The organism is Cobetia sp. LC6 (assembly GCF_030264805.1).
Classification (GTDB): domain Bacteria; phylum Pseudomonadota; class Gammaproteobacteria; order Pseudomonadales; family Halomonadaceae; genus Cobetia.
Map to the genome: position 1 here is coordinate 119,387 of NZ_JASSPL010000002.1, position 14,883 is coordinate 134,269.

13 protein-coding genes are annotated in these 14,883 nt (G+C 62.4%); 7 read left to right on the plus strand and 6 right to left on the minus strand.

Going from position 1 to position 14,883, the window contains the following annotated elements; genetic code table 11:
* Positions 1-8: 8 nt before the first annotated feature.
* Positions 9-584 carry an ANTAR domain-containing response regulator gene (locus tag QQF40_RS03805; protein ID WP_054555320.1) on the minus strand — a complete coding sequence of 192 codons (576 nt, stop codon included), beginning with the start codon at positions 582-584 and terminating at the stop codon, positions 9-11.
* A gap of 562 nt (positions 585-1,146) precedes the next feature.
* Between QQF40_RS03805 and QQF40_RS03810 the strand changes: the two genes are divergently transcribed.
* Entirely contained in the window at positions 1,147-2,505 is a 1,359-nt protein-coding gene (locus QQF40_RS03810; protein WP_285460496.1) for a NarK family nitrate/nitrite MFS transporter, read from the plus strand.
* Positions 2,506-2,625: 120 nt separating this feature from the next.
* Here the strand turns inward: QQF40_RS03810 and QQF40_RS03815 are convergent, their stop codons facing one another.
* The 3 genes from QQF40_RS03815 to dbpA form a co-directional block, all read right to left on the minus strand.
* Positions 2,626-2,793, minus strand: a complete 168-nt coding sequence (locus QQF40_RS03815; RefSeq protein WP_166019763.1) for a hypothetical protein — start codon at positions 2,791-2,793, stop codon at positions 2,626-2,628.
* Between the two features lie 186 nt (positions 2,794-2,979).
* Entirely contained in the window at positions 2,980-3,552 is a 573-nt protein-coding gene (locus tag QQF40_RS03820; protein WP_285460497.1) for a GNAT family N-acetyltransferase, read from the minus strand.
* A gap of 229 nt (positions 3,553-3,781) precedes the next feature.
* Positions 3,782-5,182, minus strand: a complete 1,401-nt coding sequence (gene dbpA, locus QQF40_RS03825; RefSeq protein WP_285460498.1) for an ATP-dependent RNA helicase DbpA — start codon at positions 5,180-5,182, stop codon at positions 3,782-3,784.
* Positions 5,183-6,246: 1,064 nt separating this feature from the next.
* On the opposite strand from dbpA, the gene QQF40_RS03830 reads away from it, so the two are divergent.
* Positions 6,247-7,842, plus strand: a complete 1,596-nt coding sequence (locus QQF40_RS03830) for a hypothetical protein (protein ID WP_285460499.1) — start codon at positions 6,247-6,249, stop codon at positions 7,840-7,842.
* A gap of 343 nt (positions 7,843-8,185) precedes the next feature.
* Here QQF40_RS03830 and QQF40_RS03835 read toward each other — a convergent pair whose 3' ends face one another.
* Positions 8,186-8,620, minus strand: a complete 435-nt coding sequence (locus QQF40_RS03835) for a hypothetical protein (protein ID WP_285460500.1) — start codon at positions 8,618-8,620, stop codon at positions 8,186-8,188.
* A gap of 388 nt (positions 8,621-9,008) precedes the next feature.
* Between QQF40_RS03835 and QQF40_RS03840 the strand changes: the two genes are divergently transcribed.
* The 5 genes from QQF40_RS03840 (at position 9,009) to QQF40_RS03860 (ending at position 13,111) form a co-directional block, all read left to right on the plus strand.
* Entirely contained in the window at positions 9,009-9,512 is a 504-nt protein-coding gene (locus QQF40_RS03840) for a hypothetical protein (protein WP_285460501.1), read from the plus strand.
* Positions 9,513-9,715: 203 nt separating this feature from the next.
* A complete protein-coding gene (locus QQF40_RS03845) occupies positions 9,716-10,030 on the plus strand; it encodes a hypothetical protein (protein WP_043333722.1) in 315 nt (104 codons plus the stop codon).
* A gap of 244 nt (positions 10,031-10,274) precedes the next feature.
* Entirely contained in the window at positions 10,275-11,165 is an 891-nt protein-coding gene (locus QQF40_RS03850; protein ID WP_285460502.1) for a pseudouridine synthase, read from the plus strand.
* A gap of 141 nt (positions 11,166-11,306) precedes the next feature.
* Positions 11,307-12,497 (plus strand): DUF3500 domain-containing protein, encoded by a 1,191-nt coding sequence (locus QQF40_RS03855; protein WP_285460503.1) that lies wholly within the window; start codon positions 11,307-11,309, stop codon positions 12,495-12,497.
* A complete protein-coding gene (locus tag QQF40_RS03860) occupies positions 12,494-13,111 on the plus strand; it encodes a hypothetical protein (RefSeq protein WP_285460504.1) in 618 nt (205 codons plus the stop codon). The genes QQF40_RS03855 and QQF40_RS03860 overlap by 4 nt, the downstream gene beginning before the upstream one ends.
* Positions 13,112-13,284: 173 nt before the next feature.
* Here QQF40_RS03860 and guaA read toward each other — a convergent pair whose 3' ends face one another.
* The gene (gene guaA, locus QQF40_RS03865) at positions 13,285-14,859 is read right to left on the minus strand and encodes a glutamine-hydrolyzing GMP synthase (RefSeq protein ID WP_175089919.1); all 1,575 of its coding nucleotides are present in this window, start codon (positions 14,857-14,859) and stop codon (positions 13,285-13,287) included.
* Positions 14,860-14,883: the final 24 nt, after the last annotated feature.

Genomic DNA, 14,883 nt, shown 5'->3' on the forward strand with positions numbered 1-14,883 from the left:
CGACCGGCTCAGCGCCGACGCGCGGCCTTGAGCAGCTCATCGGCCAGCTCATGCAGGGCCAGGCGCCGGTTCATGGCGGTCTTGCGCAGGTATTGATAGGCGGCATCTTCACTGAGCCCGCGCGTCTCCATCACCACGGCCTTGGCGCGATCGACACTGCGCCGCTGCACCAATGTGGTCTGGGTACGGTTGAGCTCACCCTTGAGTGCACGGTGCGCCTCGAAGCTGGTGATGGCGACCTCGACCATGCTGCGCACCATCGCTGGCATGACGTGGTCCACCACATAGGCCGAGACACCGGCGCCGGCCGCCTCACGCACGAGGTCTGGCGCATCTTCACTGGCCAGCATGATCATCGGCTTGGGATAGCGTCGCCCCAGCTGGCCGAGATGCTCCAGGGTGTCGCGGCTGGGCAGGTCGGCGTCGATGATCACCGCATCGGGCTGATGCTGCTCGACCAGCGCGTGCAGGTCCTCGTGCTCGTCAACGCGCAGCGCCACCTCGAAGCCGGCGCTCAATAGCGCCTGCTCCAGCGCGGCGGAGCGCTCACTGCGGACATCGACGATCAGCACGGTCACGGGCATGTCAGGTTTCCTTGAGTCGGGCATGAATCTTGCGCTACACCCAAGCAGGATCCGTGCCGCAATCTGGTGCAACCTTGCGGCCAAAGGCCTTCAGAGCGGCCGAGTCGAAAGCGCCGCTGCACTGCAATGAGGCACGCGCCTTGCCGACCCTCCCAGCGACATTGGCGTGCGCCAGTCTGGTACCCCGCGCCTTGCTGACGCACCGCCAGCGCGCATCGAGCGCGCATCCAGCCCGGGTCACCGTCTGCGCGTGCCACCCTACTGTCCTTGCCAAGCCATTGATCTTCTGGGACTTGTCCCGCCCACACCCCCGCAACTGGCGCGCTACTTGCTTTGTTCCAGTCACTTGCCGCACGGACACTCTGCTGCCGGCAACCATGGCATCACCGACTGCTGCCATCGCTTTCCATGACGTGGACCAGGCTCTTCGGAGTACGAGTGCGTCGAACCAGGCCCCTCAATGACGAGGCGCCCTTGCTGTCGTTCATTCACAGCCGTTCGACCACTCGCCGAGCACACCTGACCTCGTGCCCGGCACCGACGCTGAATCAGGAGCCCACTCATGGATATCCGCAACAAGGCCAGCCGCATCCGGCTGTTCAGCTTCAACACCCCGCAAATGCGCGCCTTCCACATGTCGTGGTTCGCGTTCCACGTCTGCTTCTTCGGCTGGTTCGGTATCGCGCCGCTGATGGCCGTGGTGCGTGACGACCTCGGCCTGACCAAGACCCAGATCGGCAACACCATCATCGCCTCCGTCGCCATCACGGTGATCGTGCGTCTCGCCATCGGCGTGCTGTGTGATCGCATCGGGCCACGCAAGGCCTACACCTGGCTCTTGTGCCTCGGCTCGCTGCCGGTGATGTGCATCGGTTTCGCCGACAGCTTCGAATCCTTCTTCCTGGCCCGTCTGGCCATCGGTGCCATCGGCGCTTCCTTCGTCATCACCCAGTACCATACCTCCGTGATGTTCGGCCCCAACGTGGTCGGTACCGCCAACGCCACCACCGCAGGCTGGGGCAACCTGGGCGGCGGCACCACCCAGATGCTGATGCCGCTGGTGATGGCCGGCCTGCTGATGCTGGGCGTCGAGCAGACCCTGGGCTGGCGTCTGGCGATGGTCGTGCCGGGCATCGTGCTGTTCCTCACCGGTATCGCCTACTACTTCTTCACCCAGGATGCGCCGGACGGCAACTTCAGCGAGCTGCGTGAGCGTGGTGAGCTGCCCAAGGCCGAGAAGGAATACAGCATGCGCGCCACCTTCGGCGCGGCAGCACGCGACATCCGCGTCTGGGCACTGTTCCTCGTATACGGCGCCTGCTTCGGGGTCGAGCTGACCATCAACAACGTCGCCGCCATCTACTTCTTCGACCACTTCGATCTCGATCTCGCCACCGCCGGTCTCATCGCCGGCCTGTTCGGTCTGATGAACCTGTTCGCCCGCACCCTGGGCGGCGTCTTCTCCGACCTGTTCGCCCGCCAGTCTGGCCTCAAGGGCCGCGTGCGCTGGCTGTTCATCGCGCTGCTGTGTGAAGGCGTCGCGCTGGTCGGCTTCGCACAGATGGAAACCCTCGCGGTGGCCATCGGCATCATGCTGGTCTTCAGCCTCTTCGTGCAGATGGCGGAGGGCGCGACCTTCGGTATCGTGCCCTTCGTCAATCGCAAGGCGCTCGGCGCGGTCGCCGGTATCGTCGGTGCGGGCGGCAACGCAGGCGCGGTCGCCGCGGGCTTCCTGTTCCGCAGTGAGGAGCTGACCTACCAGGAAGGCCTGATGTATCTGGGCATGGGCGTGATCGTGATCTCGCTGTTCGCGCTGCTGGTGCGCTTCAGCGCCGCCACCGAAGCCGAGGAAAGCCGCGCCTACGACGCCGCCATCGCGGACCGCAAGCAGCAGAGCGAGCAGCAGCCCGTCTCTGCATAAGCGGATTTCCTTCTCCCCGAGCCAGACACAAGAAGGCCCCGCCTCCCAGAGGCGGGGCCTTCTTGTGTCTGATGACAGCTCAGGTCAGCGGCGACTCATCGCGGCGCTGGCAGCCGAGCCTCAGCTATCGGTGGCGTTCTCGACGCTATCACCGGCTTCCTCGACGGCGTTGTCCATCTTCTCACCGGCCTTCTCCATCGGGCCTTCGTCCTCGCAACCGGCGAGCGACAGGCCACCGAGACCGAGCATGGCAATCATCAGCGAACTACCCAGAGTCTTGAGCTTCATGATGTCTCTCCTTGAATCATCGGTCGGAATGACGCGACACCTGCCATCACCCGCAGGCTGCCACGTGGTGTTACCCATGACATGGAGCGGGAGCCTTGTCGTTTCAAGGGTCACGCAACGCCGAGTTGCCTGTTGCTGATCAAGACCAATCACTCAGGGCTGTTCAGGGCAACCGCTCAGGGCTGCTCAGATCCCCAGCTCAGAGAAGGTATCGGGAAACTGCACTTCACCGCCCAGCCCCTCCAGATAGTCCGGCTGCAGCTCGAAGGCGACGAAGGAACCCGGCACGTCGTCATGATGGCAGTAGAGCCCGTAGTGACACGCCGGATGAAAGCCCAGGTGGGTATAGAAATCCGCATGACCGGCCGCCACCACGGCCCCCGCCCCCAGCAGTCGACAGCGCTTGACCGCCGAGATCACCAGCCGCTTGCCGATGCCGTGACGCTGATGCTGTGGCAGCACCGCCAGCGGTGCCAACGCCATCAGCACGCGGTCCGGGTAGCCGGAAAGCTCCACGCGCGACACCATCACATGCCCCAGCAGGCCGCCCTCGCCTTCACTGAGGTGGCGGCCGGTCTCCGGGTCGGTGACACGCTCGGCCACCAGCGAGATCTGCGCCAGATTGCCTCGACGCAATCTGTCACCCAGGCGCGCTTCACGATGGCCGGCAAAGACGGATTCATGAATGCGGTAGATGCGCTCATGATCAATGAGACGCTCTTCACGAATGCGAAGGTTATCGACGGCGTTGGCAGTCATCACGAGGTACCGGATCAGCGCCCTGATGGCCAGGGACGTTACCTCAAGCGTAGCCACCGCCCGCAGCGGCTGCGAGCGTCAATCTGCTGCTCAAAAAGCACGATGCCCGCCGTGGTGGCGGGCATCGCCCGGGGTGATATCAAGGTCGCATGACAGATGAAATGCCTGGTTCAGCCCCTCTCAGGCATCTCGCCGCCAGCAGTCAGACGCGTCGCCGACGCTGCCCGCCTCAGCTCTTGAGACGACGCGCGCGGAAGGAGCGGCCCTTGAGCTTGCCATTCATCAGCTGGGTGAGTGCCGACTTGGCGACATCACGCTCCACGGCGAGGAAGGTGGTCCGCGCCAGTACCTTGATCTTGCCGATCTTGCTGCCTTCCAGGCCGCCGTCACCAGTCAGTGCGCCGAGGATATCGCCGGGACGCAGCTTGTCCTTCTTGCCACCATCGATCTGCAGCGTCGCCATGCGCGCATGGAACGGCTCGCGGGTCAGCATGCTCTTCGAGGGCAGCGGCTCGGCTTCCAGGGTCTGCTCGAGGAATTCACCCAGCCTGGCCAGGCGATAGTCTTCCTTCTCGGTGTAAAGCGTACAGGCGATGCCGGAGCTGCCCGCGCGGCCGGTACGCCCGACACGGTGCACGTGGGCGTCGAGATCACGCGCGATCTCGTAGTTGAACACCGCATCCAGCGCATCGATATCCAGCCCGCGCGCCGCGACATCGGTGGCCACCAGAATCGAGGTGCTCTTGTTGGCGAACATCACCAGCGTCTGGTCACGCTCGCGCTGTTCGAGGTCACCGTGCAGCGCCATGGCACTGAAGCCGTGCTCATTGAGGGCATCGCTGACTTCCTGCGCCTGACGCTTGGTGTTGCAGAACACCACGCTGGATTCCGGGCGGTACTTGAGCAGCAGGATACGCAGCGCCTCGAAGCGCGCCTCGTCATCGGCGACACGGTGGAACAGCTGACGGATGCTGCTGTCATCGTGGGTGGAGGCCACCTCGATGCTGACCGGGTCACGCAGCATGCGCTCGGCGATCGGACGCACGCCATCGGCGAAGGTCGCGCTGAACAGCAGCGTCTGACGCTCCTCCGGGGTCTCGGCGACGATGGCATCCAGCACCTCGGCAAAGCCCATGTCGAGCATGCGGTCGGCTTCATCCAGCACCAGGGTATTGAGCTCCTCAAGGCTCAGGCTGCCCTTACGCAGGTGCTCATCCACGCGCCCCGGCGTGCCAACGATGATGTGCGCGCCGTGTTCCAGCGAACCCAGCTGGGGGCCGAAGGGAGCACCGCCACACAGGGTCAGCACCTTGACGTTGTGCAGACCGCGCGCCAGACGACGGATCTCGCCGGCGACCTGATCAGCCAGCTCACGTGTCGGACACAGCACCAGTGACTGCACACGGAAGCGCGAGACCTTGAGGCGTGACAGAAGCCCCAGACCGAAGGCAGCGGTCTTGCCGGAGCCGGTCTGGCCCTGGGCGATGACATCGCGGCCTTCCAGCATCGGCGGCAGGCTCTGCGCCTGAATCGGCGTCATGGTGTGATAGTCGAGCGTGGCGAGGTTGTCGAGCAGCTCGGGCGCCAGCGCCAGAGAGGCAAAGGCAGGGGTGGCGGTGGCGTCAGTCACGGGGGCATTCCTTCAATCGATGAACAGGCACGAGCCGAACAGGCTTACGCGCGGGCGCAGAGCATAGCAGAGCGTGGCCACCGACGCCTTCCGCGGACGCCAGCGCCTGATGCCTGCTCCCCAGGCGAGATAGCCTTTTTGAGCAACGCCTTCTCTTTTCCGCCAGCCCCACCCCTCAGCACACCGTATTAGCCAGCTCGAACGTGACTCAACTCAAAGCATGATTTTCGTCACGACAGGATTCGATTCCCGCCAAATATCATTTATTAATTATCGTTAATTAAACAAAATGACCAACATCCTGTTGGCATATCACGGCATCCCCATATCAGGCAGCGGCTGCGCAGAAGCATGTTTCACATCATGTATTCCATGCAGCGAAGTCCACGAAAATGGCGCCGACATTCGTGATGGAACAATCATCAAGACGTTCTTGTTATCTGTCTCAGACCATGAGTGCCAATGACACACCAGGATTGACGCGTACGGAGGTGGCCTTACCCCCATGCCGGGCATGAGGAATGCCATCCCTCATCCGTGATGTGCTGCTGGACACCGCTCGTCAGCCGCTGTTGAGCAGCCGCGCGCCCAAAGGCCAAGCCTAAATCGATGCCATGTATATCAATGACTTGCAGGTATCGAAATGCTATCCGCGCCGCTCAGGTGTTATCGATCTCGGGGTGGTCTCCCGAATTCGATCGTTGCAAGTACGCTTTATGCCTTTGCAGCAGATCATGACTCTGGCCATGACTCTGATCATGAAAGGCCGGTCATGAAAATCCGATGGCCATACAAGGCAACATCGACGTGAATCCTGCAGCGTCATCGCCGGAAATCACAACACCAAGCGCATGCAAGTTGCTGTCATGACGTGAGAAATCGCAAACGACATCGCAAGGACAAGCGATCTTTGCCACCCGCAACACCACGGTCACCGCTGCCCCGATGACAGGGGGAGCAGCAATAGAGCGGCGCAGCCATCAAGCCGCCAGCTGTCAGAGGGGATCACGCCTCTCTACCGAAACAGCCACAAGATGTCACGACGACTCAGGGAGCAAGACGACATGAAGGACCTCTCAAGTATCACGGGCTACGGATGCATCGTGGCCGGTGTCGGCCCGGCTGGCATGGGATTTCTGTTCAATGCCCTCAAGACAGGCCAGATCACGGCACTGGCCCGCCACCGGCTGTTGATTCTTGATGCCGGCGGCACCCACGCCAGCGGCAAGCTTGGCGCTGGTCGGCTGGGCGAATACCGCATCACCGCCAACTCGGTCGGCGATGTGTTCCTCGACTGCCTGCGCGACCCGGCACTCGCCGACGTGCTGGCCCCGCTTGAAGGCGAACCTTGCCTGGAGCGAATCCGGGCCGATCCCTACTCCTCCCCGCGACTCGATGAGATCGGCGAGCTGCTGGAAGCCGCCAGCGCCCTGGTATTGGCGCACATCACCGCCCTGCCGGGCGTCGAGATGTGGTGCGGCACCAGCCTGGACACGCTGCAGTACCTAGACGGCACCAGCATTCTGACTCTCTCGCATGCACCGGAAGTGTCCCAGCGCACGTCGCGACTGCGCACCGAGAACCTGGTGCTCAACCTCGGCGGCCAGCAGTGCCCGGAGCGATTGACCCGGAGCCTCAATCGTCAGGGACTGACACCGTCGCGGCGCGCACGCATCTACAGCGGCGATGAGCTGTTGCGCATGCCGCCGGGGCAACTGCGCAGCCTGCTGTTGCCGCGACTGCGTCGTGGTGGTCGCGTCTGTGTGGTGGGTGGCTCGCACAGCGCCTTCTCGATGCTCGACGTGCTGGCCGACGCGCTGCGCAATACCCGCGTCAAGGAGATCACCCTGCTGCATCGCTCGCCGATTCGGCTGTTCTTCGAGAATGCCGAGGAAGCGCGCGCCGCAGGCTATCACTATGACGCCGAGCGCGATGTGTGCCCGATCAGCGGTCGCATCAACCGCTCCGGCGGGCTGCGCTACCGGGCACTGGCCATCGGTCAGGAAATTCTGGCCACCGGCCGCATCGAAGAGTGCGCGATGGACATCCATCTGGTGCAGACCGGCCCCGGCAATGCCCAACGCCTGGAACTGGCCAGCGAAGTCCTCGCCGACGCGCCCATCGTGGTGCAGTGCAACGGTTATCAGCCGATTCTTCCCACCATCAGCGACGCCCACCATCAGCCCATCACGTTGCGCGAAGTGAATGGCGGTCTGGATTCCGATGCCAACGGCAACCCCTGTGACATCCACGGCCAGCGTCTCGCGGGCCTCTACATGTTCGGGCTGGGCGCCGGGCTCGCCGTCGACCCGACACTGGGCAGTGAAGCCTCCTTCGATGGCCGCATCTATGGCGTCTGGCAGTTCCACAATCACGCCAGCTTGCCGGCCCTCCACGCCATCATCGCGCGCAACGCCAGTGACGACGCACTCGGCAACGAGACTGCTCACCCCGTCGATCAGGTGATCACCAGCGATCACGGCATGGCCGGCGTCAGCGGCAGTGGAATGACCAGCGACACGACCAGCGCAAACAGTGTCGTCAGTGAGAAAGCCAGCGCGGACAGCCTCGCACAGGCGAGCGAGTCCGAAGATTTTTCAAGCGCTCTCAAGGTGCTGAGTGACTCACTGGGCCTGCAGCAGAAATCCCGTATGGCGTAGCAAGGTGTGACGTGATTTGAGCAAGCACAGTGCTGCCTGTGAGCCTTGCCGACAGAGGATTACGTAATACCGATTATGGATCACAGAAGTTACATCCATAGGCTTTATCATCTGCACATAAGCCGCATGATTATCTTTTAGACAAAAACAATAAAAAGAAACATATAACGACGCTGGAGCCCCCCACTCTCCCCGGCGCAAGCAACAAAGGCCACACGAAGACGCACGATGGCGATACTTCCCCACACGAAAGCGCCGCCCGGGCATGTCCCGAGCGGCGCTTTTGTGTGTCATCTCAGCAAGGGCCGTGGCCGAACCTTGCAGCCAGCTCGGCCGCGGCCACTTAGCGTGCCGCTTCTTCCTCAAGACGCGCCTGCTTGCCACCGAGGGTGAAGCAGGTGTCGATCTCGCGCAGCATGAACAGCGCGACACAGGCGGCCAGCATCGGCCAGGCAGCGAAGAACAGCAGATGATCGAACGGGTCCAGATACTGCTTGAAGGCAGAGAAGGTAGACCCGGCGTGCAGCAACATCACCAGACCGTATGTGAGGGTCTTCTTCACGCCGGTGACGAACAGCAGCAACAGCACCATCTCGATGACGGCAATCGCGATGACGATGCCCTCGCCCACGCCACCGATGGCATAGAACTTCTCGAAGATGGCGGCGGCGTGACCAGGGTTGAAGAACTTGTCCAGTGTCCACATCGTGATCACGAGGAAGACCCCGAGGCGCAGCAGCAACAGGGAAATGCGGATTCGATCGGCGTACTTCGTCATGTCAATTCTCTCCAGGGGAATGGGCCGGCGCTGCAACGCAGCGGGCACGTGCTGCTGTGTACGCACCAAGTGGCCACCTGGTTGCATCGATTGATGATTTTTCTCGCAAGATTAATCACTTGGCAGCCCCAACCCGCTCCGCGATTCTTGACGCAAACGCCTGCCGCATCGGAGGGATTAGTGCCCTCGAGCTGCCATTGCTGGGTAAAACAGCAGCAGTGACTGCCGCGCAAGAGACACTGACTCTCCCGTCATCCAACACTCTGCCTTTCTCGCTGTCTGATCCATCAGCGGCGATCGCCTCTGCTGCCTCGCCCTGACTCTCGACCTTCGCCACTCGCTCCTCGACCGGCCTGCCGGTTCGCCCATTGCGCTGGAGTTTATCCACATGGCCTCCAAGACTGATCATCCGTCTGCCTGCCCGTCGCCAGAGGCTTCAATGCCGTGCTCTTCCACCCAGCCCTCTCCTGCACTGCGCCGCTGGCAAGCGCCCGAGCCTGGCGACTCTCGCCTGCCAGCCCGCATTGCCAAGGCGCGCTTTCCGGCCTTGAGCGCCCAACTGCTGGCGCATGCCGCGCGCATTGCAGCAGAACGCGAGCGCGGCGAGATTCTGGACTACGCCTGTGCCATGAGTGCGGTGCCGACGGTGATTCAGGAGATCTGGCTGGCCAGTGGCGAGCTTGAGACATTCGCATTAAGTGAAGGCATCCAGATCGAGAGCCTGGCGGAGCTGCTGGGTGAGCACACTCCGCCTGACAGCCCCGCCACCGCTACACAAAGTGGCGTGCCAGCGCGGGTCGTGAGGCCCCTTGATACTTTCGACTGGCTGCATCTGGCGCTGGAGCAGCTGTTGCAGATACATCAGGATAAGCAACGTTTACACTCAGACTGATGTATCTCGGCGCCAAAACTCGTATGGTGAGAGAGAGGCTCGGCCTGTCGACGATCAAGATGACGCGCGAGCCTCTAGCACGACTGTCATATGCACGACTGGAACGCATTTCTGGTACGAGCAACAAGGCACGACATCAAGCACAGCACGCGGAGCAGAACATCACGATCGATCATTGAAAACGACCAGCCGAGGAGGTTCACATGAAGGTCTACAAACCTGAATGGCGTTGCACGCTCGACGTGACGGAAGGCCCCGACCCCACCGCCCGCTGGAAAACACGGCTTGCCTGGCGCTTGCGCGCCCTCGCCGACCGCTTTGATGGCGGTAGTCGTACGATGAAGATTGACTGCAATGTCACCCCGGCGCTCACCCGCGAAGAGGTCGACACCTGCCTGGGCAAGGGCTTCGCCCTCAGCCAGAACCTGATGCTGCAACTGGCCAACCACAGCGCCTGCGAAGATGTCCTGCGCGACGCCAAGGCCGAGCTCTACGAAGAAGAGCAACACCCGATGTAACGGTCTGATCTGAGTAGAACCCCACAGATCAACCCATCGGTGAACGTAGTCGCAAGACGCATGAAAAAGCCCTCCCGGCGATGCCGCGAGGGCTTTTTTGATGTTTTATATCAACGTCTTGAACAGACCTCCGGCCCCAGCTCTCCCTACCTATAACAGCGACAAAAAAACTGACAACGCCGCTCTCCACCTCACCCCTGTACAATGGATCTCTCAAGTCACTCCGCCCAACCTCAGGCCTTCCATGTCCATTTCCGCGCGTCCTTCCAAGCTGAGCCTGCCTCAGGTCAATCCCGGTGTGACGACGGTACTGGAGTATCTGCTGCTCAAGTTTCCGGCGATTGCCGAGTCTCGCTGGCGTGAGCGCATGGCCCAGGGCAAGGTGCATCGCGATGATGGCTCGCGGATTACGCCGGAGTCGCCCTACCAGCCGCATCTGCGCGTGTTCTATTACCGCGAGGTGGCAAGCGAGCCGAGCATTCCCTTCGCGGAGCGGATTCTCCATCAGGATGAGCACATTCTGGTGGCTTACAAGCCGCACTTTCTGCCGGTGACGCCCGGCGGCCTGTACGTGAACGAGTGCCTGCAGCAGCGCCTGCGCGACAGTACCGGAATAGAGGCGCTGCAGGCGGTGCATCGTCTGGACAGGGCCACCGCCGGGCTGGTGCTGTGCTCGCTGAATCCCGAATCGCGTCACCGCTATCATGCGCTCTTCAAGTCGCGGAATATCCACAAGACCTATCAGGCCATTGCCGAAACACACAGCGATGAGTCCCTGGTGGGCCAGCAGTGGGAGGTGAAGAACCGCCTTGAACAGGCCGGGCAACGCTTCCGTTTTCAGGTCTCCGAAGGCGAGCCCAACAGCCACTCGATGATCCGCTGTATTGCGCAACGCGGTAGCCGGGCGCTGTTCGAGCTGCACCCCATCACCGGGCGTCGCCATCAACTGCGGGTGCACATGCAGTCGCTGGGCTGGCCGATCCTGAATGACCGCTACTACCCCGAGCTGCAACCGCTCTCGCCGGATGACTACGCGCGCCCCTTGCAGCTGCTCTCCAAGGGGTTCGAGTTCATTGACCCTGTCACCGGCGAGGAAAGACGCTTCGAATACGACGGTGACCTGACACTGGCGTGAGCCATGGCATCGTCCGTGGCTGTCGTCGCCAGTCGACGCACAGGCCACGGCATGTGCACAAAGAAATCATCTGACGAAAGCTTCCTGCTCGACGTCAGGCGGGCTAAGGTTTTCCTTCGTCCCCGGAAAATAGGCCCATCGATGTCCCGACGTCTCGCAGTGACCGGAGGAGCCGCGCTGGCCGCGCTCCTGTCCTTCCCCGTCCTCGCACAACAAGGGCACGACGGGCCGCCGCCTGAACACGCTGGCCCGCCGCCGATGTCAGCGGAAGACCAGGCCTTGAGCGAGGCGCTGCGCGCGCGCATGGGCGATACCAGCACCCAGATGCAGAGCGTGCCCATCCCCGAGAGCGCCGCTGAATGTGGTGATACGCCCGGTTACGAGCGCATGCTGTGCCTGATCGATCTGCTCAAGGCCGATGTCTCCGATGACCTTCTCGAGAACCTGCAGCATGACTACTCCCTCGCAGAGGCCGAGAACTGGAGCAACCTGCCAGCCGGCGCCTTCCCGAAACGCCCCGGCGTGCTGCTGGGCGAGCTGAACATCAAGCAGCGCGGCCTCGTAAAGGCCATCATGCTGGAAGCCACCGGCCACGCGCCCGATGAAGGCTTCGACGAGATGCTCCAGACGCTCAACGCCGATGACTACATCAACACCGTCAGCACCGACTACAAGGCCGGTTACTCCTCCTACAACACCAAATTCGCCTTCCTCGGCACACCGGGCGAGAGCGGCACCTGGGAGCTGTACTACGGCGGTCACCACATGGCCTTCGCCAACACCTACACTGACGGTAAGCTGGCCGGTGCCACGCCCTCCTTCCGTGGCGTGGAACCCTTCCCCTATTTCGAGATGAACGGTCGCGTGAACGAGCCGCTGACCCAGGAACGCGATGCCTTCGCCACCCTGTTAAGCTCGCTCTCCGAGGATCAACAGGCCAAGGCCACGCTGGAAGGCACCTACCGTGACATCCTCGCTGGCCCCCAGGCGGATGACGCCATCCCCGAAAGCTATGAAGGCATCCCCGTCTCCGAGCTGGATGACGAGCAGCAGGCGCTGTTGCTCACTGCCATCGAGACCTACGTGGACGACATCTCCGCCCCCGAAGCCGCCGCCTACATGGAGAAGTACACCGCAGAGCTTTCGGACACCTACCTCGGCTTCTCCGGCACGCCGCAGGTCAGCGCCGAGAATGACTACGTGCGTCTCCACGGCCCCTCGCTGTGGATCGAATTCTCGTTGCAGTCGAACAAGTCCACCGACAAGGTCGGCAACCATCCGCACTCGGTATGGCGGGATCGCACCGACGACTACGGCGGCCAGACCGAATGAGCCGGCGCGTTTTCTGGCGCACCGCCCTGCTCGCCCTTGCCGTGATCTCTATCGGCCACGGGGCCAGCGGGGCGGGAGGCGGCCTCATCGAGACGGCTCACGCCCACGCCCTGCCCGGCAGCGTGCTGACATTCGAGCAGCAACCGCAGCACACGCTGCACCTCACGCTCCAGTTCCCGCGCGAGGATCTGCTGATCGCCGCGCCGGAACTGGCAGCCCTTGGTGAGCAGGCACCAGGCCAGCCCCTGCCGCAGCCACTGGTGGATCAACTCGGCGACTACCTCAGTCACCACCTCGCCTTGTCAGCGAATCACACACCACTGACGCTGCAACTGGTGGGAGCGCGCCTCGAATCCACCTATCAGCCTCAACTCGGTGACTACGTGCTGGTCATCACCGAATGGAACGTGAAGACCGACAAGGCCGAACCGGACTCACTGCTGCTGAAATACGACGCCGTGATGCACGAAGTCCGCAATCACCGCGCCGATGTCTACTGGCAAACGCCCGACGGCGACACCCGGCCACTGGCCGGCTTCGGCTTCTTCCACTCCGCCCACGGTGTCCGACTGAATTTGCAGAATGACAGACAGGCGCCAGTCGAGCAGGAATGAGCCGAGCTGGAGTAAACAAGCCGGTAAGCGTTTCCTGAATCGCGCCCACAAAAAAGCCCTTCCGGCCAATGGCCAGAAGGGCTTTTTGCTTGTTGCGTTCTCGTCTCGATCAGTTCAAGAGACCGTCTCGACAGAACGCTGCCTCAGCTCATCGAGGGATGATCGTCAGGCGATCATTCCCACTCGATGGTGGCCGGCGGCTTGCTGCTGACGTCATAGGTGACGCGCGAGACGTGCTCCAGCTCGTTGATGATGCGATTGGAGACCTTCTCCAGCAGCTCATACGGCAGGTGCGCCCAGCGGGCCGTCATGAAGTCGACGGTCTCGACGGCACGGATACCGATGACCCACTCGTAACGACGGCCATCGCCGACGACGCCGACGGACTTGACCGGCAGGAAGACGGCGAACGCCTGGCTGGTCTTGTGGTACCAGTCGAAGTTGTGCAGCTCTTCGATGAAGATGGCGTCGGCTTCACGCAGGATGTCCGCGTATTCCTTCTTCACTTCACCGAGGATGCGCACGCCCAGACCCGGCCCCGGGAAGGGGTGACGGTAGACCATGTCATACGGCAGGCCGAGTTCGAGGCCGACCTTGCGGACTTCGTCCTTGAACAGTTCGCGCAGCGGCTCGACCAGTTCCATCTTCATGTCGTCCGGCAGGCCGCCGACATTGTGGTGGGACTTGATGACGTGGGACTTGCCGGTCTTGCTGGCTGCGGATTCGATCACGTCCGGGTAGATGGTGCCCTGGGCGAGGAAGTCGACGTCCTTGAGCTTGGCGGCTTCGGCATCGAACACTTCGATGAAGGTGTTGCCGATGGCCTTGCGCTTGGCTTCCGGGTCGCTGACGCCAGCCAGCTTGCCGAGGAAGAGGTCTTCGGCGTCAACACGGATGACCTTCACGCCCATGTGGCGTGAGAAGGTTTCCATGACCTGGTCGCCTTCATTCTTGCGCAGCAGGCCGTTGTCGACGAAGACGCAGGTCAGCTGGTCGCCGATGGCCTTGTGCAGCAGCGCCGCGACCACGGAGGAGTCGACGCCGCCGGACAGGCCGAGCAGCACCTTGCGGTCACCGACCTGGGCGCGAACGCGATCGGTCAGGTCTTCGATGATCTTGGCCGGTGTCCACAGACGCTCGGACTGGCAGATCTCGATCACGAAGTGCTCGAGGATGCGCTGGCCCTGCAGGGTGTGGGTGACTTCCGGGTGGAACTGCACGCCGTAGAACTGCTTCTCTTCCCACGCCATGGCGGCGATCGGGCAGCTCGGGGTGGAGGCAGTGACGGTGAAGGTCTCCGGGACCTTCGCGACCTTGTCACCGTGGCTCATCCAGACGTCGAGCAGCGGGCGGCCTTCGTCGTCCAGGTGGTCCTTGATGTCCTTGAACAGTGCGGACTCACCGTCGACACGAATCTGGGCATAGCCGAATTCGCGCACGTTGGAGCCTTCGACCTTGCCGCCGAGCTGCTCGGCCATGGTCTGCATGCCGTAACAGATGCCGAACACCGGCAGCCCCATCTCGAACACGCACTCGGGCGCACGCGGCGAGTCCAGCTCGGTGACGGATTCCGGGCCACCGGCCAGGATGATGCCGTTGGGGTTGTACTCGCGGATCTCTTCTTCGGTGATGTCGAAGGCACGCACCTCGGAGAACACGCCCAGCTCACGCACGCGACGCGCGATCAGCTGTGTGTACTGGGAACCGAAATCGAGGATCAGGATCTTGTGGGAATGGATGTCTTGCATCTTCAGTCTCTCATTGGGGAGTCA

Bases quoted from the DNA above. Each gene is read 5' to 3' on its own strand.
- QQF40_RS03855 (WP_285460503.1), top strand. From the start codon at position 11,307: ATGTCCCGACGTCTCGCAGTGACCGGAGGAGCCGCGCTGGCCGCGCTC.
- QQF40_RS03810 (WP_285460496.1), top strand. From the start codon at position 1,147: ATGGATATCCGCAACAAGGCCAGCCGCATCCGGCTGTTCAGCTTCAAC.
- QQF40_RS03830 (WP_285460499.1), top strand. From the start codon at position 6,247: ATGAAGGACCTCTCAAGTATCACGGGCTACGGATGCATCGTGGCCGGT.
- QQF40_RS03805 (WP_054555320.1), bottom strand. From the start codon at position 584: ATGCCCGTGACCGTGCTGATCGTCGATGTCCGCAGTGAGCGCTCCGCC.
- QQF40_RS03845 (WP_043333722.1), top strand. From the start codon at position 9,716: ATGAAGGTCTACAAACCTGAATGGCGTTGCACGCTCGACGTGACGGAA.
- QQF40_RS03820 (WP_285460497.1), bottom strand. From the start codon at position 3,552: ATGACTGCCAACGCCGTCGATAACCTTCGCATTCGTGAAGAGCGTCTC.
- QQF40_RS03860 (WP_285460504.1), top strand. From the start codon at position 12,494: ATGAGCCGGCGCGTTTTCTGGCGCACCGCCCTGCTCGCCCTTGCCGTG.
- QQF40_RS03835 (WP_285460500.1), bottom strand. From the start codon at position 8,620: ATGACGAAGTACGCCGATCGAATCCGCATTTCCCTGTTGCTGCTGCGC.
- QQF40_RS03815 (WP_166019763.1), bottom strand. From the start codon at position 2,793: ATGAAGCTCAAGACTCTGGGTAGTTCGCTGATGATTGCCATGCTCGGT.
- guaA (WP_175089919.1), bottom strand. From the start codon at position 14,859: ATGCAAGACATCCATTCCCACAAGATCCTGATCCTCGATTTCGGTTCC.
- QQF40_RS03840 (WP_285460501.1), top strand. From the start codon at position 9,009: ATGGCCTCCAAGACTGATCATCCGTCTGCCTGCCCGTCGCCAGAGGCT.
- QQF40_RS03850 (WP_285460502.1), top strand. From the start codon at position 10,275: ATGTCCATTTCCGCGCGTCCTTCCAAGCTGAGCCTGCCTCAGGTCAAT.